Source organism: Maribacter sp. (assembly GCF_039974175.1).
Classification (GTDB): Bacteria; Bacteroidota; Bacteroidia; order Flavobacteriales; family Flavobacteriaceae; genus Maribacter_C.
Window position 1 is genome coordinate 904,299 of the sequence record NZ_JBDWJN010000010.1, and the last position, 25,440, is coordinate 929,738.

Genomic DNA, 25,440 nt, shown 5'->3' on the forward strand with positions numbered 1-25,440 from the left:
TAGATAAACGACATGAAAAAAATCACCTTACTGCTACTGCTAGTTGTGACAACTGGCTTAGCTCAAACACATGGCAACCGAAACATCGAAACAAGGTCTTTTGCGATAGAAGATCTTAAAGCCATCGAAATCAGTCTTTATGCCGACATTATTGTCGATCAAGCTAGCGAAGAAAAAATGAGCATTACAACAGATAGCAACTTGTTTGACTTGATCGACACCGAGGTGGTAGATGGCAAACTCAAGCTCAACCAAAAAGAATGGATACAAGCCTCAGAAAGAATAAAAGTTCGAATTGGAGCACCTAAGCTGCAACGGCTTGAGCAAGGCACTAACGATCTTGTGCAAATTTTAAACCTAGATACCGATAATTTCAATGCTACGGCTTTGAACGGAGAGATCGCCATTTCTGGCCGAGCCAACACCTTAGGCATTGGAGCAGAAAATGGAGTAGTACATGCCGGTAAGGTGAAGGCCAAGGAGGTCTATTTAAACATTTGGGGGCACGGCAAAGCTACGGTAGATGCAACTGAACTCCTAGAAGCAAATCTCAGCAAAGAAGCCAGTTTAAAACTTGTTTCCCAACCCAAAAGAATTACAGGAACAATAGAAAGGGCTCTTTCCAACGCTAATCTGCTTGTAAAAGAAAGGGTGCGTTACATCGAATTCAAAATCAAGAACAATTCGTTCAACCGCAACAACTTTTATGTCATTGGTCCGAAGCCCAATGGCAGGAAATTTAGTTATGGGTTTCCAATGATGCCTGGTAAAGTCAGAAAAGAAAAATGGACAACCGGCACCAAAATTTATAAAGTGAATCGAATAGGCCTACGGAAACTGCTGCGTACCATAACGGAAAAGGATGAAGACAGGGTTGTAAAACTATTCTAAGTACCTCTTGCATACAAAACGACTAAGCAATCTATTTTTCTAAAATGAACTATAAACTAACTGACAATGACAATGGTTTTCGTGAAGAACTCAACCATTTGATGATCACTGAAAAACACTACATAGATACCACACTAGGGTTATCAGACTTAAGCAAATTAATGGGTATTCCCAAAAGGAAAATTTCAAAACTCATACCTCTGCATTTTGATAAATCCTTTCCCGATTTTCTCAACGATCATCGGCTTGAGGAGGTACTTCTGCGGTTCAAAAATCGTGATTATGAAAAACACACCATAATTGCCATTGCGCTCGAGTCTGGATTTCCATCTAAATCTACATTTTATCGCTATTTCAAAAGAAAACTTGGAATACCGCCCACCGAATTCTTGGTACGCGAGCGCGATAGACAACATTAAATGGGATATCGATCGCACTTTTTGAGACTGCTCCATACCTAATTAACATTATTATTGTTCAGCTAATTCAGAACCTATTATGAAACTATCTCATCTATTTATTTCAGCGCTTCTACTGACCACCTCTTGTAATTCGCAAGACTATGAAATCACATTTCAACTCGATGCAACTCAATTGTCACCAAAACAGACGATTGGGTTACGGGGTAATATAAAACCCTTAAGCTGGAAAAAAGATTTGGAACTTACCGATATCGATAAGGATGGCATCTATGAGGCAACCGTAAAATTCAATACCTCGAAACGAAATCTTAGATTCAAATTTACCCAAAACCGAGAAATGGAATTGCAAGGTGCCGATAATAGAATTGTTTGGTTTAAACCCAACGTAACGAATATCACAAGTCACGTTTTTAACGAGTATAATTACTACGATTCAGACAGGATACAGAAATTAACCTATACCAAGGAACAGATTTCCGAGGATGTCGAAGTCTTAACTAAAACCTTGAATTTCATTCATCCCAATTTATACAAATACCGTGATTCAATCGATTTGCAAAAAGACATTATGGCTCTTGAAGACACCTTGCAAAAGCATCCGAACATCATAAATGTGTTTGGTGAAATTTCAAAATTCGCAGCCAAAATAAAATGTAGTCATACCTTTACCAATCCTTGGAACCAGGGGCCTGATGTTAAAAAAGCCCTATTTTTTCAGCCTGATAAACTGCCACTTACCTTCAATCGAATCGGTAAGCGCCTTTTTGTTGACAAAAATGCTTCCTTAAGCCCTGACTTAAAAAAAGGTATGGAAATCATCGCCATTGATAGTATTCCTTCTGAAGAAATCATGACCCGCCTAGCAGCCTATATCACCTCAGACGGAAACAACTATGAAAAGCGCCTTCAACGTCTTACGTTGAGTGGAGCTGCCAAATTTGAAATGTTTGATATTTTCTATCCTATAGAATTTGGAAGCAAAGAATCCTTCCAGCTAAGCTTGAAAGATCTCGTAACGGGAGACACAATGCATAGGCGTCTTAATGCAATATCTAAAACACGTAGAAATACCATTTTGAAAGAGCGGTATACCAATTTCCAAAACACTTTTGAAGAAGGTTGGAAGTTCAAAATACTAAATGCCCAAACCGCCTTATTGCGTATTGATGCCTTTACGGTATTTAGTAATGAATTTGACTGGAAGGGCTTTCTAGACAACAGCTTTGAAACGGTTTTGGAAAAAAAAATCGAGAACTTAATACTAGATATTCGGGCAAATGAGGGCGGTGATACAGAAGTTGCCGAATACCTACTAGAGCATATTATTTCTCAACCCATTACCATAGCTATTCCAGCCCAAACCACACGATATAGAAAAATACCCGAATACCTAAAACCGTATATCAGCACATGGGACAAAAGACCATACGATTGGGGTAATAAATTGGCATACCTTGGCAATGGTAAGTATGAAATGCAAAGCATGTTTGTGCCTACTAGCAAGACCTACAAACCTAAAAAGAGCAATTTCAAAGGCCAGGTATATCTTCTTACAAGTGCCGAAAACAGTTCGGCCACACACATCATGTCTACCTATGCGAAAAAGTATGAACTGGCTACCTTGGTAGGTCAAGAAACAGGCGGCAATCAAAAAGGTTTAAATGGGGGGTATATGTTTTTTCATAGATTACCAAATTCACGTGTAGAGTTAGATATTCCGGTTTTCGGAATCCATATTCTAAAGGATACTCCAGAAACTCATGATGGGGGAATCAGGCCAGATATTGCAGTAGAAAAAAGCATTGAAGATTTAATCGCTGGTGACGATACCGAGATGAAGGCAGTAATGGAGCTAATTGATGACAAATAACTGCCGTCTTCTAAATGATGAAATAGAATGATTTATGTTAAATTTATAGCATAATCTATCTTGAATGCACATCAACTCCATCTTACAGACGCATTTTGGTATTACCGATGCGGTTGTTTCTACTTTAGAAGGTTACGACAGTACCAACTATAAAATCGAATGCGAAAAAGGTGTTTTTGTACTCAAGCAAAATCCGTATTCAGACGATACATTCGCTTTGCTTCAAGCTGAAGATCAAATTTTCAAGCAACTAGAAGTACTAGATGAATATGATTTTCCCGCTTCAATTTTATCCCTTGCCGGAGCATCAATTGTGGTGGTCGAAGATCAGATTTTTCGTTTGTTATCTTTTGTAGAAGGGGCCTTTTTAGGCAAGGTTACCCATACGCCCTCCCTACTCCATTCCCTTGGTGTATTTCTGGCAAAGATGGATAAACAAATCTATAGCTCGTATGAGCCGGCTGTGGTTGGCAAAGAAACCCAATGGGATTTAAAACAGTTCAAAGCCAATTACAAGTATCTAAAATATATACCCAATGCTACCGATAGAAGTATTGTTGATTATTTCTTTTTGCAGTTTGACGCGCATGTTTACCCTTTGGGACCTCAATTGCGCAAGGGAATCATACATAACGATGGTAACCATTGGAATGTGCTTTCAAAAAGCGGCAATGTTTCGGGTATAATTGACTTTGGTGATATGTGCCACTCCTGGCTAATTAATGAAGTGGCGGTGGCGATAAGTTATGTCATGATGGAAAAGGAGAATCCTTTGCAAATTGCTTCTCACGTTTTAAAAGGGTATCACACTGAATTTCCGCTTCAAGAAAAGGAGCTCGATATACTCTATTATTTGGTAGCGGCACGTTTATGCACAAGTGTCTGTAATTCTGCCTATGCAAAAACCTTAAAACCTGATTCAGAATATATTACTATCAGTGAGCAACCTGCATGGGACTTGCTTCACAAATGGCTTTCGATCAATCCCATAAAAGCCAAAGATGCCTTTCGAGAGGCCGCGGGCTTGTTACCCCTGGAAAAAAAAACAAACCAACAACAACTTCAGAGGAGAAAAACGAATTTTAGTGATTCGCTCTCCTTAAGCTATGCACAGCCCATTCAAATGCACCAGTCTGCCTTTCAATATATGTATGACGCACAAGGCAACACCTTTCTCGATGCTTATAATAACATTATGTTAGCGGGTCATTGTCACCCCAAGGTCGTAAGGTCAGGACACCAAACTATGGCTAGGCTCAACACCAATACCAGATATTTATACGATGAACTGCTATCGTATAGTTCCAAACTACTGGCCAAGTTCCCAAAAAAGCTTAACAAAATTTTCTTTGTTAATTCTGGCAGTGCCGCGAGCGATTTGGCTATTCGAATCGCGACCAACCATTCGCAAAGACAAAAGATTATGGTCTTGGAACATGGGTATCATGGCAACACAAGAATAGGCATCGATATTAGCCATTACAAATATGACCACCAAGGCGGCCCGGGGAAACAAGAATACATTATTGCAACGCCATTACCTAAGGCTTTCGGTTCGGGATATCTCGATGACGGCAGCGCCGGCGATTATTTTGCCAACCAAACCAAGAAACAAATCAACGCTAGCAAAAATGAAATCGCTGCCTTTATTGCGGAGCCGATTGTGGGTTGTGGAGGTCAAGTACCCTTGGCAAAAGGGTATTTAAAGGAAGTATATGAGGCAGTAAGGTCACAAGGAGGCATTTGCATCAGCGATGAAGTACAAGTAGGCTTCGGACGTTTGGGTCATTATTTCTGGGGATATGAAATGTATGATGTGGTGCCCGATATGGTTATTTTGGGGAAACCCATGGCCAATGGCCATCCAATAGGGGCGGTAGTTACAACAGCGGAAATTGCTGAAAGTTTTGATACTGGCCTAGAGTTTTTCAGCTCTTTTGGAGGCAACCCAGTATCTTGTGCTATCGGACAGGCAGTTCTAGAAGTTATTGAAGAAGAAGGCCTACAAGAGCATGCCATTAAGGTTGGCGATTATTTAATCAGACGATTAAGAGATTTGCAGACCAACTACCCTGAAATATCTGATGTTAGGGGAAGTGGACTCTTCATAGGGGTAGAACTTGAAGGTTCACATACGATGTCAGATACAGAATTGGCAGCAAAAATAAAAAACGGACTTCGGGAGGCTCATATCTTGATAAGCACCGATGGCCCCCGCGATAGCGTACTAAAAATTAAACCACCCTTATCATTTAATCACAAAGACGCAGACCAACTTGTATTTCATATAGCAGAGGAGCTCAAGCGTTTTTTGAGGAGCTGAAAATTTAATACTACTTTTATACCAACTCAAACCTTTCATAAATGACATCAACTTTAAAAAACGAATTAGGGTTAGCCCTATTGCGTATTTTGCCCTCAGCTTTTCTACTTACTCATGGCATTCCAAAATTTCAAAAAATGATTGGTGGCAATTTCGAATTTGGCGACCCGCTAGGCATTGGTGCCGCTCCCACTTTGTTTCTTGCTGTAATTGCCGAATTTGTTTGCCCTATACTTATAATTTTGGGATTTAAAACACGGTGGGCCGCAGTATTTCCGGCAATCACAATGCTAGTAGCGGCGGCTATAGCTCATGCGGCAGACCCCTTTGGCAAAAAAGAAAAGGCCTTACTTTTTTTAGTGATTTTCGTAGCCATAATCTTGCTAGGCCCAGGAAAATATAGTGTAGATAGAAAATAACTCAGATAATTTTTACGAGGAGTTCCTTAAGTAAATCGGCCTGGGAAATGTTTACCGAGCCCACCCCTTTTCCTTTGAGGTCAAGTTCTCGCAAACTTGACACAATCGTACTTACTTTCTTCATGGGGTAATTCTTTGCCGCTATTTGATATTCACCAACGAAGTACGGGTTAATACCCAAGGCACTGGCAACACTCTTTGGATTATGATCTTGCATGCCATGATATTTTAGCAGCTGAGCAAAAAAAGTATGTAACAGTGTTACGGTAACCACAAACGGATTGTCTTTGGGGTTTTGAGCAAAATAATTCAATATGCGAGTCGCCTTTAAAACATTGCGCTCACCAATTGCTTTCTTCAATTCAAAATTATTATAGTCTTTGCTAATACCAATGTTTTCTTCAATAGCTAAAGGGGTGATCTCTTTCTCCTTTGGAAGCACCAATTGTAGCTTTTCCAGTTCGTTATTTATCTTGCTTAAATCGGTTCCTAAAAACTCAACAAGCAAACTGGAAGCTTTGGGTGTAATGCGATACCCTTTTCCCTGAAGCACTCTTCTAATCCAATCGGAAACTTGGTTCTCATACAGTTTCTTGCTCTCAAAAACCACTCCGGTTTTTTTAATCTGCTTGTATACCTTTTTTCTTTTATCGAACTTGCTGTACTTATAGCAAAGTACCAACACCGTTGAGGGTTGAGGGTTTTCGGCATATGAACTGAGCTTGTCGATTGTTCGTGCCAAATGCTGCGCCTCCTTTACAATTACTACTTGCCGCTCAGCCATCATAGGAAATCGCTTCGCGCTGCCAACAATGTCCTCAACACTAACTTCCTTTCCGTAAAGTACCATTTGGTTAAAACCACGTTCTTCTTCGGAAAGTACATTTTGCTCGATAAACGCGGCTATGCGATCAATATAATAGGACTCCTCGCCCATCAAAAGATATATCGGCTTTATATCACCATTACGAATAGCATTGACTATCTGTTTTACTTCATCCATCCAAAAAAAATCATCAAATTTGTCACATGCTTCAACTGAATTTCCCAGCATACGAGTTCCGTTTCAAAAATAGCGAAAATAAAGTCCAGATTTTCGATGTCATTCGTAAAAAGTTTGTAGTGCTGCAGCCTGAAGAATGGGTGCGACAACACCTTATTCATTACTTGATTTCAGAAAAAAACTATCCAAAATCTCTAATTAATGTCGAGAAACAATTGGAGATTAACGGATTAAAAAAAAGATACGATGTTGTTGTTTTTAATTCAGATGGGAGTATAGCGATATTGGCAGAGTGTAAAGCGCCAGATATCGCCATAACGCAAACTACCTTCAATCAAATTGCGCAATACAACATGAATTTAAAGGCCAATTACTTAATGGTTACCAATGGGTTGGAACATTTCTACTGCAAAATAGATTTTGAGCAAGAAAAGTACGCGTTTCTAAAGGATATTCCTGATTTTAACCGTTAATTTGCTACCGTTTTGCGAATAGCTGTAGTTATACTCAACTGGAATGGAAAGGGACTTTTAGAAAGTTACCTTCCTTCGGTCATGGGCTCTTCTTCTGGGGCCGATATTTATGTGGCCGATAACAATTCTTCCGACGATTCGGTCAATTTCTTGAAAACGAATTATCCTTCAGTACAAATTATTCAAAACGCCAGCAACGGCGGTTTTGCCAAGGGATATAATGATGCACTTAAACATATAGATACAGATATTTTTTGTCTTTTAAATTCTGATGTAGAAGTAACTCCAAATTGGTTAGAACCCATTAAAAAAGCTTTTGAAGAACTACCGGATGCTTCTATTTTACAACCAAAGATTCTAGACTTAAAACAGAAAGACCATTTTGAATATGCAGGTGCAGCTGGGGGGTTCATCGACCAACTCGGTTACCCTTTTTGCAGGGGTCGGGTCTTTCAATCTCTGGAAAAAGATGAGGGACAATACGATGATATTCGTGAAATTTTTTGGGCTACAGGAGCTTGCATGTTTATTAAAAGTGACGTTTTTCATGCCTTAGGCGGATTTGATGAGGACTATTTTGCGCATCAAGAAGAGGTAGATTTGTGCTGGCGCGCCAAAAATTCTGGCCACAAGGTATTTTATGTCGGCACATCGAAAGTATATCATTTAGGCGGTTCGACACTCAGTAATATGAATCCAAAAAAAACTTTTTTAAACTTTAGGAATTCGTTGTTTTCAATTACCAAAAACCTTCCTCCTAGAAAGGCCTTTTTAATTATTTTTATGCGTTTGCTGTTAGATGCCGTCGCGGCCATACGTTTTATTCTTCAATTCAAACTCAACCATTTTCTAGCAATAGTTAAGGCGCATCTGAGCTTTTACAAGCACTTCAGCAAAATGTATCGCAAAAGAGAAAAAGCTAATTTTATATTAAATTACTATGCTAAGAAGTCCATTGTGTGGTCACACTTCGTACATCAAGAGAATGTTTTCAACGTTTTAGAAAAAGATTAACTAATTTTAGAAAAACATCGTAGCACTATTTTATATAATTTTGCAGCGATCGAGAACCATTGAACAAATAACAAACATTAATATTTAAGTAGTAGTATTATGAAAAAATTGATTTTAGGCGCATTGGGAGTTACCTTACTGTTATCTTCTTGTGTATCACAAAAGAAATATGCTGAGATGGAAGCCCAGGCAAAAGAGGCTCAAGACTTGTTGAATTCAGCAACAGTAAAGTTGAACACTTGCTTGGAGGAAAAGGCTACGGCAACCTCAAGAATGCAAACTTTGGAAGACCAAAATGCATTTTTAAAGGCGAACAACCAAGAGTTAATCAACAACATGGGTAACTTAACGACCTTAACTACCAAGGGTGCTGAAAACTTAGAAAAATCGCTTGAAAGTCTTCAAGAGAAAGATCTAACCATTCGTAAATTAAACGATGCTATTACAAGAAGAGATTCTGTTAACCTTTCTCTGGTTCAGAGTTTAAAAGGTGTTTTAGGTAATTTAGATGATGAGGATATCGAAATCAGCGTTGAAAAAGGAGTTGTTTTCGTTTCGATCTCTGACAAATTATTATTCAGCAGCGGAAGTTACAACATCACTAGTAGAGCAAAAGAAGTATTGGGTAAGGTCGCACAAGTGGTGAACAACAAACCTGATTTTGAGTTTATGGTAGAAGGCCATACAGATGACGTACCTTATAGAAAGGGTGTTTTATTGGATAACTGGGATTTAAGTACAAAACGTGCCACCGCAGTTGTACGGGTTTTACAAAACGATTATAGCGTAGATCCAAAACGTATGACCGCAGCAGGTAGAGCAGAATATGTTCCCGTTTCAGCAACCGAGAAATCGAAAAACAGAAGAACGAGAATTGTGGTACTTCCAAAAATCGATCAGTTCTATAGCATGATCGAAGAAGGAATGAAAGATCCTGCCATAAATAATTAGGCAGTACATCTTAGACAAAATTAAAAATCCGTTGCCAAGGCAACGGATTTTTTTTATTCCGGTAGTATGTAATTCTGCTGTTTTGACACCCGGTTCAGCTGCTCACAAATGGTTTCACTTTGCATCATAAAACATCTAAATCGCCCTTACCTACTCGAATCACTTCTGGCTCATCGCCTGAAAGATCAATAACCGTTGATGGTCTATTATCTCCATACCCGCCGTCAATAACTATATCTACCAGTTTCTCCCATTTTTCGAATATCAGCTCAGGGTCTGTAGTATATTCCAGTAATTCGTCTTCGTCACGTATCGACGTAGAAACTATGGGGTTTCCCAATTCCGTTACCAATGCTTTTGCAATCGAATTATTGGGGACTCGAATTCCCACCGTCTTCTTCTTTTTAAACACCTTTGGAAGATTACTATTGCCTGGAAGAACGAATGTATAAGGCCCTGGTAGGGCTCGTTTTAAAATTTTAAAAGTTGCCGTATCGATTTGTCTCACATAATCTGATAAATTACTCAAGTTAGCACAAATAAAAGACCAGTTGGCTTTCGCTAATTTGATGCCTTTGATGCGCGCAATTCGCTCTAGAGCCTTGGTGTTCGTTATATCGCAACCCAGGCCATAAATAGTATCAGTAGGATAGATTACCAAGCCACCTTTACGCAATACATCTATCACCTTTTTGATCTCTTTAGGATTGGGGTTCTCTTCGTAAATTTTAATAAATTCAGCCATTATATAGCGTTAAACTTTACGAAGGTAATTGTTATTCGGAGTATCACAATTATTTCTATCTTTGAAATATTAGATTCTCTTTATAAATATAAACCCACGGAGGTTTTCTACATCCGTATTATGCGTCAAATCTTCTATCGACGCAAAACTCAGTATGCATATTTTATAAAGAGAAAAATGAAAAACACTACAAAAATAGCCGTCATTGGCGGCACTGGAAAATCGGGAAAATATCTTATTCAACAATTGCTAAAAACTGGATATCGCTTCCGGCTACTGGTACGCAATCTCGAAAAATTTAAGATAGAAAGCCCACAAATGGAAATTGTACATGGTGATGTTGCCAATTATGATACGGTCTCTAGTTTGGTGAAAGGTTGTGATGCCGTACTCAGTACTTTGGGCATAGGCATTCCTCATAGTCCACCAACCATTTTTAGCACTGCGTCAAGAAACATTATTCGGGCGGGTATAAAACGTTATATAGTGATTACAGGTTTGCATGTAGACACGCCTATTGACAAAAAAAGCCCAAAGGTTAAATTTGGTACAGATTGGATGTGCCAAAATTATCCAAAAATCACGGCCGACAGGCAACTAGAATATAAGCTTTTAACAGAAAGTGAAGTAGGTTGGACCCTTTTACGTCTACCTTTGATTACTTTAACTGACTTGCAAAAAGAGGTTGCAATACGCTTGGAAGATTGTTTGGGCGATGACATCAGTGCCACTGATTTAGCCAATTTCCTTATTACACAATTAGACGACCATACGTACTTGCGCAAAGCGCCTTTCATAGCGAATATTTAGAATTCGTTTCCATGAATAACGAACCATGGTCAAACCCTGGGAGTTAAATTTCATAAAAGGTTTGGCTATGGTTACTTATCGTCACAAGAAAGATTTATTCAGCTCCATTAGCACTCCAAAGTCTTGTAATCGCGACAAGATGAGAAAACAAAACAACAGGTACAACAAAGGTGGGCAGCCAAACGATCGGCAAATGAAGTATGGCAAGATTAGGCTGGTCAAAGGCAAATTGTTGTATTGGCATTGGGGTAGATAAAATCGCGTTGGTTACTATATTCAACAATAAAAGGAGGCAAATAACATTCCAAAACAAAAGTCCCTTGCGACCAATTGTCTTTTTTACAAAGGCAAAATAATAGACAACGGGCGCAGTGATTCCTGCTAAAATATCAAAATTCCTACCTGAAAAGGTCATCAATTCAGGAACCATTTTGTACAGAAAAAGCCAGTAGAGCACTAACTCCACCGGAATTCTGATAACATGAATCAAGGTCAACGCCTTTAGACTAAGCGTATTGACCCAACTTCTGCCCTTCTTTGAAACAAACACGCCCAGAATAAGCAATAGGGCCGGCGGAGCAGCCAAAAGAAATCGAAAGGGTTCTGTCGCTATTTCAAGATAAAAGCCGGTAAATCCTAAATAGGCTTGTAAGACCAACCAAAGAATCAAGCCGACAACAACAGTCTTTGAAGGGTAAGTAGCTCTTAAAAACAGAAAAAGAGTCAGTATGGTTGTTAAAATAAATACCAGCGATACGAAAAGAGGTACATCTTGCAAAATGTTGAAATTAAGGTTGCCGTTTGATTTTTGAAAGTCGGTTGCTTGGTGCTATTCTAGGTTTTTCTTTAAGTTTTCTAAGCCTATGGCAAAATCGTTACCAATCAATTCTTCCATATCCATAAATACCATCATGAAATTCATAGGGTAATTCATACGCCCGGTAAACCCCCATTTGACCTTTGTTTGATTATTACCAATACCCTCGGTGGTCATATAAGCCTTGTCCGTCGCCTCAAAAGGCTCTTTAAAGCGCAATTCAAAATCAACACGCGCTCCATCATCAATAGCGATGATCTCTTGTTCACCCACGCCAACGTCAGGGTTATCGCTTTTCCAACCCGCCACAAAACCTACAGTGCCATCGGTACCGGCGTAAATGCGTTCCATATTGGGGTCCATCGACGCCCATTTGCTGAACTTCTCTTGATTTTTTAGAGACTTGATGTAATCGAATACCTCTTGATTTGGTTTGTTTATGGTTATTTCTTTCTCAACGGCATAATCCTTCTTGGTAAAGGCCGCGAGAATAAGCGGAATGGCAATGAGTATGCCTAAAACGATAAGTGCTTTTTTTAGTATGCGCATATTTTAAAATTTTAGTCTAACTGGCAAGCCTTAGTTTATGGGGACTTGTTTTTGGTATACGCTCTATAAGTTTACGCGCCTCCAAATCGAGTTTTACGCTTACCACATACCAACCGATTTTGCCGTCGAAAGTTTTCTTAAGTTGGTTAACCGCTATCCTATCTAAATCTTGATAAGTAAGCTCTCCGTGTTCTTTGATTGTTTTTAGAATAAACTCCTTGATGGTATCGTATCTTCTTTTTAAAATATGAACTCCGGTTTTACCCTGAGGGTGAAGTGTCATTATTCTTTCGGTGTCTGACATTTTAGTTTAATTTATAAGATTAATACCCTCAAATCTAAATGATATCGGAATGGTATTTCTTGCCATATGACAAGAAATAATGTTTACGCTTTTGCGGTTTCCTTTCTAATGCGACTCAATGATGTATCGGTCACCCCCAAATAGGAAGCAATATGTTTGAGAGAAGAATGCTGAAACACTTCTGGTTTGGTTTCCATCAATTTGTGATATCGTTCGGTAGCAGAATCGGCAATCATAGCAACTGAACGTTGCTTAAACTCAAAGAGACTGTTTGCCATCCAAGCTCTACCCCATTCACGGAAACCTTCTAAGGTGTGAAAAAGTTTTTGAAAATCTTGAAAATCTATTTTCCAACCAACGCAATCGGTCAAGGCTTCTATGCTTTCCTTTGCAGGTATGCGTTGAAAAAGTGAGGATACCTCAATAACAATTTCTCCTTGGGTGAAAAAATTTGTTGTGATATCCTTTCCGTTAAAATCAATAACGTACGACCTAATCAAACCGCTTTCCAAAACAAGGTATCCATCCGCTATAGTATCGGTTTCTACAATTTGCGCTCCTTTGGAAAAACTAATGGGGTGATGCGCGGCGCATACCTGAGTCAAATCCTTTTCGGTGAGTAGCTCATGTTGATATGCGGTTCGTAAAGCAAGGGTATTCATAGAAAGTATAGCACTTATACCTTTAAAGATAAAGATTATCTCTAAAAACGTCAAGATGACTAGATACTAAAGCATCTTTCCAAATAGATCTATATTAGTCCACCTGATAGACACGTACATAGTCTACCTCCATAGTAGCTGGAAAGATAGATGTATCAACACCTTCAAGACCTCCCCAATCGCCTCCTACGGCAACGTTCAATATGAAATAAAAATTGTTTTGAAATGGCCAACTGTCTGTATTGTAAGTAGCTGGCCTCCTAAAGGTAAATTGAATATTGTCAACATCATCAATGTAAAACTTCAAATACTTACTTGACCAAAGCAGTCCGAAATTGTGAAATTCTTCTTCTATGGTTTCCAAATCCAGCGCACCTGAAGTAATTTCAGTACCATTGGTATGATTATTTGCGGTACTATGCACTGAAGCGTGCGTTTTGTTGGGTTTATAACTGACATATTCCATGATGTCAATTTCACCACAGGCGGGCCACCCTACAGTTTCAATATTGCTACCGAGCATCCAAAGCGCTGGCCAAAGACCATTTCCACGGTGTTCTGGCATCTTTGCCCGAATTTCCATTCTCCCGTATTTGAACGACTCTTTGCTGTTCATACGCGCCGAAGTAAAGGCGCCTTCAATTGTATTGTCGCTATTTTGCTTGGCAGTTATTTTCAAAGTACCATCGCTGACCTCCGTATTTCCTTCTGGTTGGTAGTTTTGCAGCTCATTATTTACCCAGCCACTGGGTCTATTTTCAAAAAGCCAATTATCAGCAGAAACCGAAGTACCATCGAATTCGTCACTCCAGACCAATGCCGCATCATCCCAATAATCGGCATCGTCAGGGTCTTTGACCTCAGAAGTATCTATCGGATCTGGATCTTGATCTTCGGCAACTGCGGGTTCTTGCGAGTCAGAGGTTGTACATCCAAGGAACAAGGAGCACAAAATTAAGAGGGTGAAGTGCAACTTCTTAGTCATAACTTTTTTCTCAAATTTAAGGTAATTTGACCAGAATAGATAATTAGGAGAGCACTTCCAACTTCGCGAATCGCAATAGCAGCTTTTTAATATCGCCCTTTTCAAACTGAATCTCGGCCTTTTTATCATTGCCCACCCCTTCGATCTTAAGTACCTTACCTCTACCAAATCGGGTATGATTGACCAAAGATCCTTTTGCGAGCTTGGGGTCAATAACGTTCGTATTGGCAACGGGAGACGCAATTTCAGGTTTCAGCTTCCTTAGTTTTCTGAGCTGTTTTTCATTGGGCCTACCCACCAAAGGAGGGGTTCCATTCTTGGGTTTTACCTGCCTCAAGGTGCTTTTATCGACTTCACCAAAAATGTCGTTGTCGATAAGCGGCTTGTAGCGATACGCTGCATTGTCTATCGGTGTTAGGTTCTCAACGTACTGCTCGTCGATTTCCTCCAAGAAACGACTAGGTTCAGCATCTATTAATTTACCCCATCGGTAACGGTTTTGGGTGTAAGTTAAATAAGCCTGCTTCTCTGCACGTGTCAGGGCAACATAAAAAAGCCTGCGTTCTTCCTCCAACTCACTGCGGGTATTCATGCTCATTGCAGAAGGGAACAAATCCTCTTCCATCCCTACAATGTATACATATGGAAATTCAAGCCCTTTGGCCAAATGAATGGTCATTAAGGCAACTCGGTCATCATCTCCTGTATCTTTGTCTAAATCGGTAGCTAGCGCAACATCCTCTAAAAATTCTGAAATATTTCCCGTGGCTCCGTCGAGTTCCTTTTGTCCTTCTACGAAATCTTTAATCCCGTTTAAAAGTTCCTCAATGTTTTCCATTCGGGCAATGCCTTCGGGAGTTCCATCTTTTTTAAATTCCAATAGTATTCCCGTTTTCTTGGAAACATGTTCTGCCAAGGTAAACGCATCAGTACCCTCATTCATGATTTGAAAACTCTGAATCATCGTCACGAAATCTTGTAACTTGCGTTTGGTACCTGCATTTATTTTGAGGTCGATACGGTCTATATTCTCGATTACCTCGAATATCGAACGCCCATAGTGGTTGGCTGCAACAACCAATTTATCTACTGTAGTTTGACCAATACCCCTTGCTGGAAAATTGATGATACGTTTTAAAGCTTCTTCATCTTTAGGGTTGATCACCAAGCGCAAATAGGAAAGTACATCTTTTATTTCTTTGCGTTGATAGAATGACAATCCACCATAAATACGATAGGGAATATCACGCTTACGCAACGCATCTTCAATCGCCCTTGATTGCGAATTGGTACGATACAAAACTGCAAAATTGCCGTTGGGCATTTGATGCTGCATACGATTTTCCCAAATGGAATTTGCCACATAACGTCCTTCTTCAGCATCCGTAGGGCTGCGATGTATAATAATCGGTGCCCCATCATCATTCGCGGTCCATACAACCTTTTCCAATTGTTCTTTATTATTGGCTATAATAGAATTGGCTGCCTGCACAATGTTCTTTGTTGAACGATAATTTTGCTCCAAACGATACATCCCCACATCGTCATAATCTTTTTGAAAATTCAAGATGTTGCTGATATTCGCACCCCTGAAAGAATAAATACTCTGTGCGTCATCGCCTACTACACAGATGTTTTGGTAACGATCTGAAAGTGCCTTTACGATAAGATACTGAGAGTGGTTGGTATCTTGATACTCATCAACCAAAATATATCTGAAACGGTCTTGATACTTCGCCAGTACATCAGGAAAACGATTCAATAGCTCATTGGTACGCAGCAACAAATCGTCAAAATCCATCGCCCCTGCCTTAAAGCAACGCTCTACGTAATTGTGATAAATATCTCCCATACGAGGGCGTTTTGCCATAGCGTCTGCTTCCACCAACTCCGGATTGTTCAGATAGGCCTTTACAGTGATTAGACTATTTTTATAGGAAGATATCCGATTCTGAATCTGTTTGTATTTGTAAATGTCCTTATCCAATCCCATTTCTTTAATAATCGAGGCGATTAATCGTTGGGAATCTTGAGTATCGTATATCGTAAAATTGCTAGGAAACCCCAATTTATCGCCATCATATCGCAACAATTTGGCAAAAACAGAATGAAAGGTACCCATCCATAAATTTTTGGTTTCGGCCGTACCAGCAATTTCTGCAATACGCTTTTTCATTTCGCGGGCAGCTTTATTGGTAAAGGTTAGCGCTAGAATGTTAAAGGCATCTACACCTTGAGCCATTAAATGAGCGATACGATAGGTAAGCACTCGGGTTTTGCCCGACCCTGCCCCGGCAATAACCATTAAAGGGCCATCCTTATGCAATACAGGCGCTCTTTGCGCTTCATTTAATTGGTCGATAAACTTTTCCAAAATAGTAACTAAAAAATAGAAATTATAGGACGGTGAATTTAGCCATAATAACCCTTATCGTAAAATCTAGTTCTCTTGATTTATAAACATTTTGAACGATGCAAGAGTTCCCATACCAGAACAAAGACTAGAGCGCATCGTATTTTGAAAAGCGTTACAAGAATGGAGATCTACGAATACCGAATCATTTGGCGTAGCTGGAGCAATTTGCGCCAAGAAAACAAGGCAACTACAGCATTTCAATGAAAGGTAAAAATTGATTTTTATGGGCGGTTGTTGAAATTTTATTCCAAGCTTCTTCCTATATTTAGGAATTATATTTTAACCCATGATAAAGTTGCTACCAACCAAACTAATCCTCCTTTTACTATTTCTACACTGCAATGCTTTCGCCCAAATCAAGAAGACTGGACCAATTATAAAGGATTTCGGAAAAGTTTGGGCTATTGAAAATCCTGATTTTAAAGTGGACGCCTCTAAGGAGTACAAAGCGGTTTTTGATATCATGAACAGTCCTGAAAGTCATGAATCTGTGAACGCAACTATTGAAACGGCCGCTAGGTTTTTTAATATGCACGCCCAAAGTGGTGTGCCTGCGCAAAATCTAAAAGTAGCTTTAGTGGTGCATAACAAAGCCTCAAAAGATGTTATCACGAATGAAGCCTATCAAAAGAAATATGGTGTTGACAACCCCAATCAAGAATTGATCAAAGCGCTGATTGATGCCGGTGGGCAAGTTATTTTCTGCGGACAATCATCTGTTTCACGAGGATTTCCAAGGGAAGACCTGATTCAAGGAGTTCAATTATCACTTTCTGCGATGACGGCACTAATACAATTTCAAGACGAAGATTATAGACTAATTAAATTCTAAATACACTCAAATGAAGAAATTACTAATAGCGGTACTGCTATGTTCAGGATGCCTTGCAATAGCACAAAGTTCAACACTACAAAAAGACTACGCGGCCATAGAAGACAAAGTGGTTGAATGGCGTCGTGATATTCACCAAAATCCTGAATTGGGCAATCGTGAATTCAAAACTGCAGAAAAAATAGCAAAGCATTTAAAATCTTTAGGAATGGAAGTGCAGACTGGTGTTGCACATACCGGTGTGGTCGGACTTCTCAAAGGAAAAAAACCCGGAAAAGTAGTTGCGCTAAGAGCTGATATCGATGCTTTACCAGTAACAGAACGTAACGACCTATCGTTCAAATCTACCGTTACTTCAGAATTTTTAGGCGAGAAGGTGGGCGTTATGCATGCCTGCGGACATGATACTCATACTGCTATATTAATGGGTGTTGCCGAAGTCTTGTCAAAAAACAGGGATAAAATCAACGGAACCGTAAAATTCATTTTTCAACCCTCGGAAGAAGGTCCACCACCCGGTGAAGAAGGTGGAGCCTTATTGATGGTAAAGGAAGGGGTAATGGAAAACCCTAAGGTTGATGCAATCTTCGGACTGCATATCAATTCGCAGACTCCGGTCGGAATGATTCGTTATAAGTCGGGCGGAACTATGGCTGCGGCCCAAAGTTTTACCATCAAAGTAAAAGGAAAGCAAAGTCATGGTTCACAACCCTGGTCGGGAGTTGATCCGATTTTAATTAGCGCTAAGATTATCGACGGACTTCAAACTATCATAAGTAGAGAGACCGAACTTACAGAAGAAGCCGCGGTAATAACCGTAGGTAAAATCAAAAGTGGTGTGCGCTTCAACATCATTCCCGAAAGCGCAGAAATGATAGGTACAATTCGCACCTTGGATTATGATATGAAAGACAAATTGAACAAGCGAATGGTAGAAATGGTGGAAACCATTGCCAAAGCATATGGAGGTACTGCTACTTGTGAGATAAAAGATGCGACAGATATTACATACAACCACCCAGAATTGGTGGAGCAAATGTTGCCCACTATTAAGCGAACCGCAGGGGCGGAAAACGTTGTTACACAAAAGGCCATTACAGGTGCAGAAGATTTCTCTTATTTTCAAAGAGAAGCCCCTGGTTTTTTCTTTTTCCTAGGAGGAATGACTCCTGGAACTACAGAATCTTTTCCACATCATACTCCAGACTTTAAGATTGATGACAGTGGCTTGATTTTAGGAGTGAAAACCTTAACCGAAATGAGTCTCGACTATCTGAATAGCGATACAACCCCTGTATTGGAAGAAAATATTAAGGGCAAATAACAATACCAATCCTAGAACTGCCAAACATCTAATACCAATGGTATCTCTTGAAGGAATTGAACGTTAAAATTGCAGAGTTATTAGCTCCTTTTCCGGCCAAAGCATTTGAAAAGGAGCTTATTGAAAATGGAATTCGCTTTAGGGAAATATCAAGAATAAATGGCGATGGTGGATTTTCATATATCGTTTATTTCGTAGGTTCTGACGATGTGCAAAAAGCCTTAGCAATTCGAGAAAAAATTGAAAAGGAAAATGTCGAGTCTGAAGAAAAGTTCACCCCTCCCTTTCGCAAAATATTGGCTTATATAGGTTTACTCTTTATAGTACTTTTTTTTGGCTATAAATTGAAAGAGGCATTTACGTAAGAATAGTTGACATGGAACCAATTTTAAACTTTTTAGCTGCTATCCCTTGGTGGGCATACGTTTTAGGCGCACTAGGACTGATCGCTTTCCGTGATATTTTCATTCAGAAATCGCATACGATATCACATAACTATCCAATAGTCGGACATTTACGTTATTGGATGGAGAGTATTGGTCCTGAAATGCGACAATATTTTGTAGCAAACAATCGTGAGGAGCTTCCGTTTAACCGCATCGAACGTGGGTGGATCTATGCTTCCGCCAAAAAGGAGAATAATTACGAAGGTTTCGGAACCGATAGAGACATTTACGAACATCAGCACATTTTTGTAAAAAATCAAATGATGGCTTTTAAAATTCCTGAAGGACATCCGAATGCACTGCATAAAGATTTTGTGCCTTGTGCCAAGGTGATGGGCATTCACAACAAGAGAAGAAAACCCTATCGCCCGGCATCGATAATCAATGTCTCTGCCATGAGTTTTGGTTCGTTATCAGCAGCGGCGGTAGAAGCAATGAACAAGGGGGTCGCCAAGGCAGATGCCTATCACAATACAGGTGAAGGCGGACTTTCACCCTATCACAAACAAGGCGGTGATGTTGTTTTTCATTTTGGCACAGGGTATTTCGGCGTACGCTCTTCCGACGGAAACCTATCACTAGAAAAATTGGAAAAACTTGTCAATGACAATCCGTGTATTAAAGCCATTGAAATCAAATTGTCTCAAGGGGCCAAACCGGGAAAGGGCGGCGTGTTACCTGGAGCGAAAATTACCAAAGAGATTGCGGAGATACGCGGTGTGGAAGTTGGAAAAGATGTGCTTTCTCCAGCAACGCATAAAGCATTTAGCAATGTTTCGGAGTTGATGGACTTGATCGAAAAAATAGCCGAAATAACGGGACTACCGGTAGGTATTAAGGGGGCCATCGGGAAACTAGACCAATGGGAAGAATTGGCTGATATCATGGTTGAAACAGGTAAGGGCCCTGATTTTATCGCAGTAGATGGCGGTGAAGGAGGTACAGGAGCCGCTCCCCCATCTTTTGCCGATCACGTATCCTTACCTTGGGTATATGGGTTTTCGGAATTGTATAAAGTTTTTCAAACCCGAAATATCACTCATCGTATCGTTTTTATTGGAAGTGGTAAATTGGGTTTTCCGGCGAAAGCCGCAATGGCCTTTGCCATGGGAGTAGATTGTATAAATGTGGCCCGTGAGGCCATGATGAGTATCGGATGCATTCAAGCACAGATATGCCATACAAATAGATGCCCGGCAGGTATTGCAACGCAGAACAAATGGAGGCAAAATGGCATCAACATTCCCTTAAAGTCAGATCGATTAGCGCAGTACTTCAAGACTTTCCGTAAAGAGTTGATTGAGATTACCCATGCAGCTGGTTATGAGCATCCGTGTCAATTTACCATGCACGACATTCAAGTGAATGTAGACGATATTGATTTGACGCGTAATTTAAGAACCACCTACGGTTACAACAAGACCCAGGTACCCTTCAAAGGAAGCCAAGTACTTTATGACTGTGAATACCTCGGTGGAAAGAATTTTACCGAATCGGCGAAATAATATACTTTTGTTCTCGAATTCAAATCTAATTACATCCCAAAGAAATCCATTTATGAAGAGAATTTTACTTTCACTTAGTTGTATAGTTGTAGTAAGTATATCTGTAAATGCTCAAAAAAAGAGTGAACTCATTGCAGAAATAAATACATTAAAATCTCAACTTGATTCCGTTAGTAATCAAGTTGCCGAAGCCCAACGCAATGAAAAAGCGAGTTTAGCCAAAGCGGAATCATTTGAAGCTCAAGCAATGGAACTCCGTGACGCTAACAAGACCTTGATGAAAAACCTGAACAGCTTTTCACAACTATCAAGTCAAAACTCCACCAACATGAACAAGGCCATGGAAAGCCTTAACGCCAAGGAGCGCCAATTAAAGGCAATTAATGATGCTATTGCCAGCAATGACTCGACGGCGCTTGTGGTACTAACGAATGCAAAGCAGACTCTAGGTGAAAATGCAAAAGTAGGCGTGTCAAATGGCAAGGTTATCATCTCATCAGATTTGACTTCTCTTTTTGGTAGCGATACGGAAGCGACAGTTAGCGCTGATGCAGAACCATGGGTGCAGAAAATAGCACAGATCTTGGTAGCAAATCCAAAGATGGCGGTAACTGTTGAAGGTTTGAGTATGACAGGCGATTTAGATCTTCCCGCTCGTCAGGCGTCTGCCATTAGTACTGCGCTGCAAGGCCTTTCGATTGCCCCTGATCGGATTACCGCATTAGGAAAAGATGGCAATCTAAAAGAAGGGGTTCTAATCAAAATTCATCCAAAATTCGATGAATTTTATACAATGGTAAAAGAGAATATGAAGAATGGAAATTAAACATACTTTTTCAAAAAAACCGTCGTTCTATTTCCAGTAACCACCCGATATCTCGGGACCAAAATACCAAAAATGACCGGCGATCAAATTTTTCAACTTTTTGCATATTTATTACCAACCGTAGTTACAGGTGCTATCGCATTTTATTTTTTCAAAATGCACACCAATAATGAAGAGGGGCGACGCAGATATTTGCTACATAAAGATTCTCAAGAAAGTACACTACCAATTCGCTTACAGGCTTATGAACGTATGGCGTTATTTTTAGAACGCATATCCATTCCCAGTTTGGTGCTTCGCGTTAAGCCAAGTTCATCTGACAAAGCAGCTTACGAAAATTTGTTGATCAAAAGTATTGAAAACGAATTCGAGCACAATCTTTCGCAACAAATTTACCTTTCCGATGAATTGTGGAACGTAATCAAAGCCGCGAAAAGCGCAACTATTCAAATGATTCGCAAGGCAGGTATGAGCGAAACGGACTCTGCTGATAAACTTCGCGAAGATGTGTTGACAGAAACCATGGACAAGCAAAATCCTTCAGCAACGGCCCTTGCCTTTGTAAAAAAGGAGATAAGCGAACTGTGGTAAAAAAAGAAGCTTTACAAGTACAAAAATCGAAAGTTTAAAGGAAGTAAATTCTATACCAACTGCCACTCCCAATCGCGCTTCTTACTCGTGTTCATTGGGTGTAATCGGGTTGGTCTCTTCATTCTTGTTCTTCGCATACAAATAACCCCGCTTCCACCATCGGGTCATTTTCTCCTTATCAAAAATCAAGGAATTGGTAGTAAGAATAGTTGGGGTATAATATAAATTGATAATGGCATCTTTCTGATTGGCCACCAACTTTCCTATTCTTATATTTTGGTTTTCTATACGGTCTAGAATAAAACTTAACATGGTTGTCAGCAGCTCAAAAGGGTTGCGTGACGGCATACGGTTCATATAATTGATCTCCGTATGTAAAACGATCACATCGACATGGGTAGCGCCCCGTTTTATGGCTTCCTCAATTGGAACTATACTACCTAAGCCTCCATCGGCATATTCACATCCGTTGCGTCTGACCAAACTCATAAAAGGCGTATAATTGGCAGACATCCATATCCAATCACAAAATTCGTCGTAGGTACAGTCGTTTATAGATTTGTACTCCACTTGATTTAAAGAAAGGTTCGAAACCGTAACCACCACATCTATAGGCCCGTTTTTAAGTTCTTGAAACTCCTCAATGGTAACGCTGTTTCTTATGTGTTGTCTCAAGTTTTCACTCTCGCCAAAAGTTTTCTTTCCTTTTAGAAAGTTTTTAACCACATTCCAATGATTTATCGATATCTCATCGATACCATACTTTTTCTTAATGACGAATGGAAAATTATTAAATATGGTTTTCTGATTTACGTTAGAATAGATTTCCTTTATCTTTTCTACCTTTCCCAAGGCCAAATGCGAAATCAGCAAGCTACCTGTAGAGGTTCCAACGAACAAATCATATTTATTACCTGCTTCTTGAATCAAAAATTGAGCAACCCCACCTGCAAAAGCTCCTTTACTACCTCCGCCTGATATGACCAATGCTCTCATTCTTTCTTTAAATTGGTTTTTAAATAGTGAACCTTTTCTGGTTCTAGTTCTTCCGCAAGCCGCTCTAAGCGTGTTCTATAATCAGAATCCTTAAGAAGTTCTTTCAGCAAATCTCTGGCAAATTTTTTGAACTGCCAACTGTGGTGATTTGTCGCCTCTACCAAATTGCGCAAACTGTCTTCATCTAAGCCCAAAGCTTGGTTCAAATATTGAAAGGCTCCCATTCGTATTTCCCAGCCATATGTGCTAGAAGTGTAACTGCCTAACTCCTTAAAATATGCCTGTGTATTTCTTGAATCGAAATCATTGGTTAGTATCGCCAATGTCAACCAAAGCAAACGGATGTTCTTGTTTGGAAGTCCAACCATGCCTCTTGTTTCCTCTAAGTACCTTGCTTTTTCGTTGGGATAAGACATCCATAATTTGAACAGCGCGTTCTCTACAGTAACATAACTTTCGTCAGCTAACAATGATTCATATTTGTCCCTGAGCGCGATGGGAATGCTATCCATTTTTCGCGATATCACTTGCCGGATGGGTATGGTGTCAGATGCGAAAGCCTTGATCCATAGATTTTGGTTGATTACCCCAGAATAGGTATCAAGGATATGTTTTTTAAGATGGATGGAATTTGTTTTCTCCCAGTAGGCAGCATAGTCAAGAGCAACAGTTTGGGCTTTTTGAAGTTCTTCTTCGATAGCAAACCATACGGCTAAAGATTCTGAATCTTCTTCTAGCTGTTCTTTTGCCGCTTTTATGGGTAAAGCAGTATTCTTCAACCATTGCTCTTTAAATTCGGATAAGTCTTGACCACTAGCCATTTCTAATACCTTTAAAAAATCAGCAATGGTTGCATTTTTAAATTGATAGGTCTCCAAATAGCTTCGGATTCCCTTTTTAAAAGCCGCATCACCGACTTGCTTCCGTAGCATATACAAGGCCCAAGCCCCTTTTTCATAAAAGATCAAGCTACTGGCTTTTGGGTCGGTCAAGCGCTGTCCTTCGCCCCTATCAACACCAGCTTGAAGTTGCATTAACGAACTGTACAGTTTCCAGTAATAATGGTCATCTCCATGAATTTCCTTTTCGGTCAATTGGGCATAATAGGTGGCAAAACCTTCGTGTAACCAATGATGATTGCCGTCTTTTTCAGTAACTAGATTTCCGAACCATTGGTGTGCCAATTCATGGGCATTGACATTGACGTAGTTCTTGTCTACAAAGGCAGTAGAATCAATAACATAGCCATCTGAAAAAATGGTTGCTGTGGTGTTTTCCATTCCCGCATAGAGAAAGTCGCGAACGGGTATCTGTTTATAATTCTGCCAAGGGTACGGAAAACCGATTTCCGCTTCTAAAAAATCAAAGATTTGTTTGGTATGGCGATAGGTTGGTTCAACCTTCAGACTGTCATGAGGATAGTAGTAGTTCTCTATGGTGATACCACTTTTTGATTTTAGCTCTTGTTTCTTATAATCACCAATGGCAAATGCAAGAAGATAGCTGCTAATAGGTTTGCGCATGTCATAGATCCAACCAGATGTATCAGAGTACGGGTTGGAACTTCCGGTTTTAAACTTTCCGTTTGTTATTACATTTAAATGCTTTGGTGCTATTAAAGTAACATCGAACTCAACTTTCTCTTCCATTGCATCAAAACTCGGAAGCCAATGGCTGGTATATTTTCCTTGACCTTGGGTCCAAACTTGCTCGTTTCCTTTAATTCTATCGTCCCATCCTAGAAAATAAACAGTTTGCTTTGGCAGGCATTTATATCTCAGTTCTAATTTATGTGTTTCACCGGCTACGAAAGAGTTCGAAATAGATATTTTTTTTCCATCATATGAATACTTAGTATCATTATAATCAAGTTCAACAGAACTAAAATTGATATCTTTTGCATCCAAAAATATGGAATCTACATTTTCTAAAATCCTAAATTCGTATTCAACAGAGCCCTTTAATTGCTTTTTTAAGGGCATAGGTTCAACAGCCACTTTTGCCCGAATAAAATCCACCTTATCTTGGTGCTGCGCGGCAGCTAAAAAAGGAAATAGGAATAAAAGAAAAAGGAATATAGGTCGCATATATAGGTCAACTGCAAAGACTGCTCCAAATTTAGTGTTTTAGTTGTCCGCTCCCTAACCCTTAGCCGACAGGAACAAATAAAATTTCTATTTACATTGCTGTATACCTTCTTTACTGTCATTCGGCAAAGTCTTTTCCATATACTACGAATGCCGCCTTTGTGGGTTAGAGGGCTTAT

The 25,440-nt window shown here is 39.7% G+C and carries 25 protein-coding genes; 15 read left to right on the plus strand and 10 right to left on the minus strand.

The annotated features are described in order from the left end of the window. Positions 1-12 precede the first annotated feature (12 nt). The 5 genes from ABJN95_RS13135 to ABJN95_RS13155 all read left to right on the plus strand — a co-directional run bounded on the left by ABJN95_RS13135 (position 13) and on the right by ABJN95_RS13155 (position 5,925). A complete protein-coding gene (locus ABJN95_RS13135) occupies positions 13-891 on the plus strand; it encodes a DUF2807 domain-containing protein (protein WP_348370868.1) in 879 nt (292 codons plus the stop codon). A 44-nt stretch (positions 892-935) separates the two neighbouring features. Beyond that, entirely contained in the window at positions 936-1,310 is a 375-nt protein-coding gene (locus ABJN95_RS13140) for a helix-turn-helix domain-containing protein (protein WP_348370869.1), read from the plus strand. 79 nt (positions 1,311-1,389) lie between these two features. Then, the gene (locus ABJN95_RS13145; RefSeq protein WP_348370870.1) at positions 1,390-3,183 is read left to right on the plus strand and encodes a S41 family peptidase; all 1,794 of its coding nucleotides are present in this window, start codon (positions 1,390-1,392) and stop codon (positions 3,181-3,183) included. Positions 3,184-3,247: 64 nt separating this feature from the next. Continuing rightward, positions 3,248-5,506 carry an aminotransferase class III-fold pyridoxal phosphate-dependent enzyme gene (locus ABJN95_RS13150; protein ID WP_348370871.1) on the plus strand — a complete coding sequence of 753 codons (2,259 nt, stop codon included), beginning with the start codon at positions 3,248-3,250 and terminating at the stop codon, positions 5,504-5,506. Between the two features lie 41 nt (positions 5,507-5,547). Continuing rightward, positions 5,548-5,925 carry a DoxX family protein gene (locus ABJN95_RS13155; RefSeq protein WP_348370872.1) on the plus strand — a complete coding sequence of 126 codons (378 nt, stop codon included), beginning with the start codon at positions 5,548-5,550 and terminating at the stop codon, positions 5,923-5,925. Position 5,926: 1 nt separating this feature from the next. Here ABJN95_RS13155 and holA read toward each other — a convergent pair whose 3' ends face one another. After that, on the minus strand, positions 5,927-6,928 hold the full coding sequence (gene holA, locus ABJN95_RS13160; protein ID WP_348371739.1) for a DNA polymerase III subunit delta: 1,002 nt from the start codon (positions 6,926-6,928) through the stop codon (positions 5,927-5,929). Between the two features lie 26 nt (positions 6,929-6,954). On the opposite strand from holA, the gene ABJN95_RS13165 reads away from it, so the two are divergent. The 3 genes from ABJN95_RS13165 (at position 6,955) to ABJN95_RS13175 (ending at position 9,366) form a co-directional block, all read left to right on the plus strand. Further along, on the plus strand, positions 6,955-7,401 hold the full coding sequence (locus ABJN95_RS13165; protein WP_348370873.1) for a type I restriction enzyme HsdR N-terminal domain-containing protein: 447 nt from the start codon (positions 6,955-6,957) through the stop codon (positions 7,399-7,401). A gap of 12 nt (positions 7,402-7,413) precedes the next feature. Continuing rightward, the gene (locus ABJN95_RS13170; RefSeq protein ID WP_348370874.1) at positions 7,414-8,415 is read left to right on the plus strand and encodes a glycosyltransferase family 2 protein; all 1,002 of its coding nucleotides are present in this window, start codon (positions 7,414-7,416) and stop codon (positions 8,413-8,415) included. Between the two features lie 99 nt (positions 8,416-8,514). After that, positions 8,515-9,366 carry an OmpA family protein gene (locus ABJN95_RS13175; protein WP_348370875.1) on the plus strand — a complete coding sequence of 284 codons (852 nt, stop codon included), beginning with the start codon at positions 8,515-8,517 and terminating at the stop codon, positions 9,364-9,366. 124 nt (positions 9,367-9,490) lie between these two features. On the opposite strand, the gene ABJN95_RS13180 is transcribed toward ABJN95_RS13175, so the two are convergent. Then, positions 9,491-10,111 carry an L-threonylcarbamoyladenylate synthase gene (locus ABJN95_RS13180; protein WP_348370876.1) on the minus strand — a complete coding sequence of 207 codons (621 nt, stop codon included), beginning with the start codon at positions 10,109-10,111 and terminating at the stop codon, positions 9,491-9,493. Between the two features lie 177 nt (positions 10,112-10,288). On the opposite strand from ABJN95_RS13180, the gene ABJN95_RS13185 reads away from it, so the two are divergent. Continuing rightward, the gene (locus tag ABJN95_RS13185) at positions 10,289-10,921 is read left to right on the plus strand and encodes an NAD(P)H-binding protein (protein WP_348370877.1); all 633 of its coding nucleotides are present in this window, start codon (positions 10,289-10,291) and stop codon (positions 10,919-10,921) included. Positions 10,922-11,015: 94 nt separating this feature from the next. Here ABJN95_RS13185 and ABJN95_RS13190 read toward each other — a convergent pair whose 3' ends face one another. The 6 genes from ABJN95_RS13190 to ABJN95_RS13215 all read right to left on the minus strand — a co-directional run bounded on the left by ABJN95_RS13190 (position 11,016) and on the right by ABJN95_RS13215 (position 16,612). Then, on the minus strand, positions 11,016-11,699 hold the full coding sequence (locus ABJN95_RS13190; RefSeq protein ID WP_348370878.1) for a hypothetical protein: 684 nt from the start codon (positions 11,697-11,699) through the stop codon (positions 11,016-11,018). 51 nt (positions 11,700-11,750) lie between these two features. Continuing rightward, positions 11,751-12,287 carry an SRPBCC family protein gene (locus ABJN95_RS13195; RefSeq protein WP_348370879.1) on the minus strand — a complete coding sequence of 179 codons (537 nt, stop codon included), beginning with the start codon at positions 12,285-12,287 and terminating at the stop codon, positions 11,751-11,753. Positions 12,288-12,303: 16 nt separating this feature from the next. Beyond that, on the minus strand, positions 12,304-12,591 hold the full coding sequence (locus tag ABJN95_RS13200) for a hypothetical protein (RefSeq protein ID WP_348370880.1): 288 nt from the start codon (positions 12,589-12,591) through the stop codon (positions 12,304-12,306). 83 nt (positions 12,592-12,674) lie between these two features. Then, positions 12,675-13,253 carry a Crp/Fnr family transcriptional regulator gene (locus ABJN95_RS13205; protein WP_348370881.1) on the minus strand — a complete coding sequence of 193 codons (579 nt, stop codon included), beginning with the start codon at positions 13,251-13,253 and terminating at the stop codon, positions 12,675-12,677. Positions 13,254-13,347: 94 nt separating this feature from the next. Continuing rightward, positions 13,348-14,238 carry a glycoside hydrolase family 16 protein gene (locus ABJN95_RS13210; protein ID WP_348370882.1) on the minus strand — a complete coding sequence of 297 codons (891 nt, stop codon included), beginning with the start codon at positions 14,236-14,238 and terminating at the stop codon, positions 13,348-13,350. 43 nt (positions 14,239-14,281) lie between these two features. Then, complete coding sequence (locus tag ABJN95_RS13215) at positions 14,282-16,612, minus strand: UvrD-helicase domain-containing protein (RefSeq protein ID WP_348370883.1); 2,331 nt, start codon at positions 16,610-16,612, stop codon at positions 14,282-14,284. A gap of 328 nt (positions 16,613-16,940) precedes the next feature. Here ABJN95_RS13215 and ABJN95_RS13220 point away from each other — a divergent pair, with 328 nt between their 5' ends. The 6 genes from ABJN95_RS13220 to ABJN95_RS13245 all read left to right on the plus strand — a co-directional run bounded on the left by ABJN95_RS13220 (position 16,941) and on the right by ABJN95_RS13245 (position 22,178). After that, positions 16,941-17,486: a DsrE family protein gene (locus ABJN95_RS13220; protein WP_348370884.1), complete on the plus strand. Its 546-nt coding sequence runs from the start codon at positions 16,941-16,943 to the stop codon at positions 17,484-17,486. Positions 17,487-17,496: 10 nt separating this feature from the next. Beyond that, positions 17,497-18,810 carry an amidohydrolase gene (locus ABJN95_RS13225; RefSeq protein ID WP_348370885.1) on the plus strand — a complete coding sequence of 438 codons (1,314 nt, stop codon included), beginning with the start codon at positions 17,497-17,499 and terminating at the stop codon, positions 18,808-18,810. Positions 18,811-18,857: 47 nt separating this feature from the next. Continuing rightward, a complete protein-coding gene (locus ABJN95_RS13230; RefSeq protein WP_348370886.1) occupies positions 18,858-19,175 on the plus strand; it encodes a hypothetical protein in 318 nt (105 codons plus the stop codon). A gap of 11 nt (positions 19,176-19,186) precedes the next feature. Then, the gene (locus ABJN95_RS13235) at positions 19,187-20,761 is read left to right on the plus strand and encodes an FMN-binding glutamate synthase family protein (RefSeq protein ID WP_348370887.1); all 1,575 of its coding nucleotides are present in this window, start codon (positions 19,187-19,189) and stop codon (positions 20,759-20,761) included. Between the two features lie 52 nt (positions 20,762-20,813). Further along, positions 20,814-21,587, plus strand: a complete 774-nt coding sequence (locus ABJN95_RS13240; protein ID WP_348370888.1) for a hypothetical protein — start codon at positions 20,814-20,816, stop codon at positions 21,585-21,587. Positions 21,588-21,659: 72 nt separating this feature from the next. Further along, positions 21,660-22,178: a hypothetical protein gene (locus ABJN95_RS13245; RefSeq protein ID WP_348370889.1), complete on the plus strand. Its 519-nt coding sequence runs from the start codon at positions 21,660-21,662 to the stop codon at positions 22,176-22,178. An 81-nt stretch (positions 22,179-22,259) separates the two neighbouring features. Here the strand turns inward: ABJN95_RS13245 and ABJN95_RS13250 are convergent, their stop codons facing one another. Both ABJN95_RS13250 and ABJN95_RS13255 read right to left on the minus strand, forming a co-directional pair. Beyond that, a complete protein-coding gene (locus tag ABJN95_RS13250; protein ID WP_348370890.1) occupies positions 22,260-23,174 on the minus strand; it encodes a patatin-like phospholipase family protein in 915 nt (304 codons plus the stop codon). Continuing rightward, the gene (locus tag ABJN95_RS13255; protein WP_348370891.1) at positions 23,171-25,261 is read right to left on the minus strand and encodes a M1 family metallopeptidase; all 2,091 of its coding nucleotides are present in this window, start codon (positions 25,259-25,261) and stop codon (positions 23,171-23,173) included. Before ABJN95_RS13255 ends, ABJN95_RS13250 begins: the two co-directional genes overlap by 4 nt. Positions 25,262-25,440 lie beyond the last annotated feature (179 nt).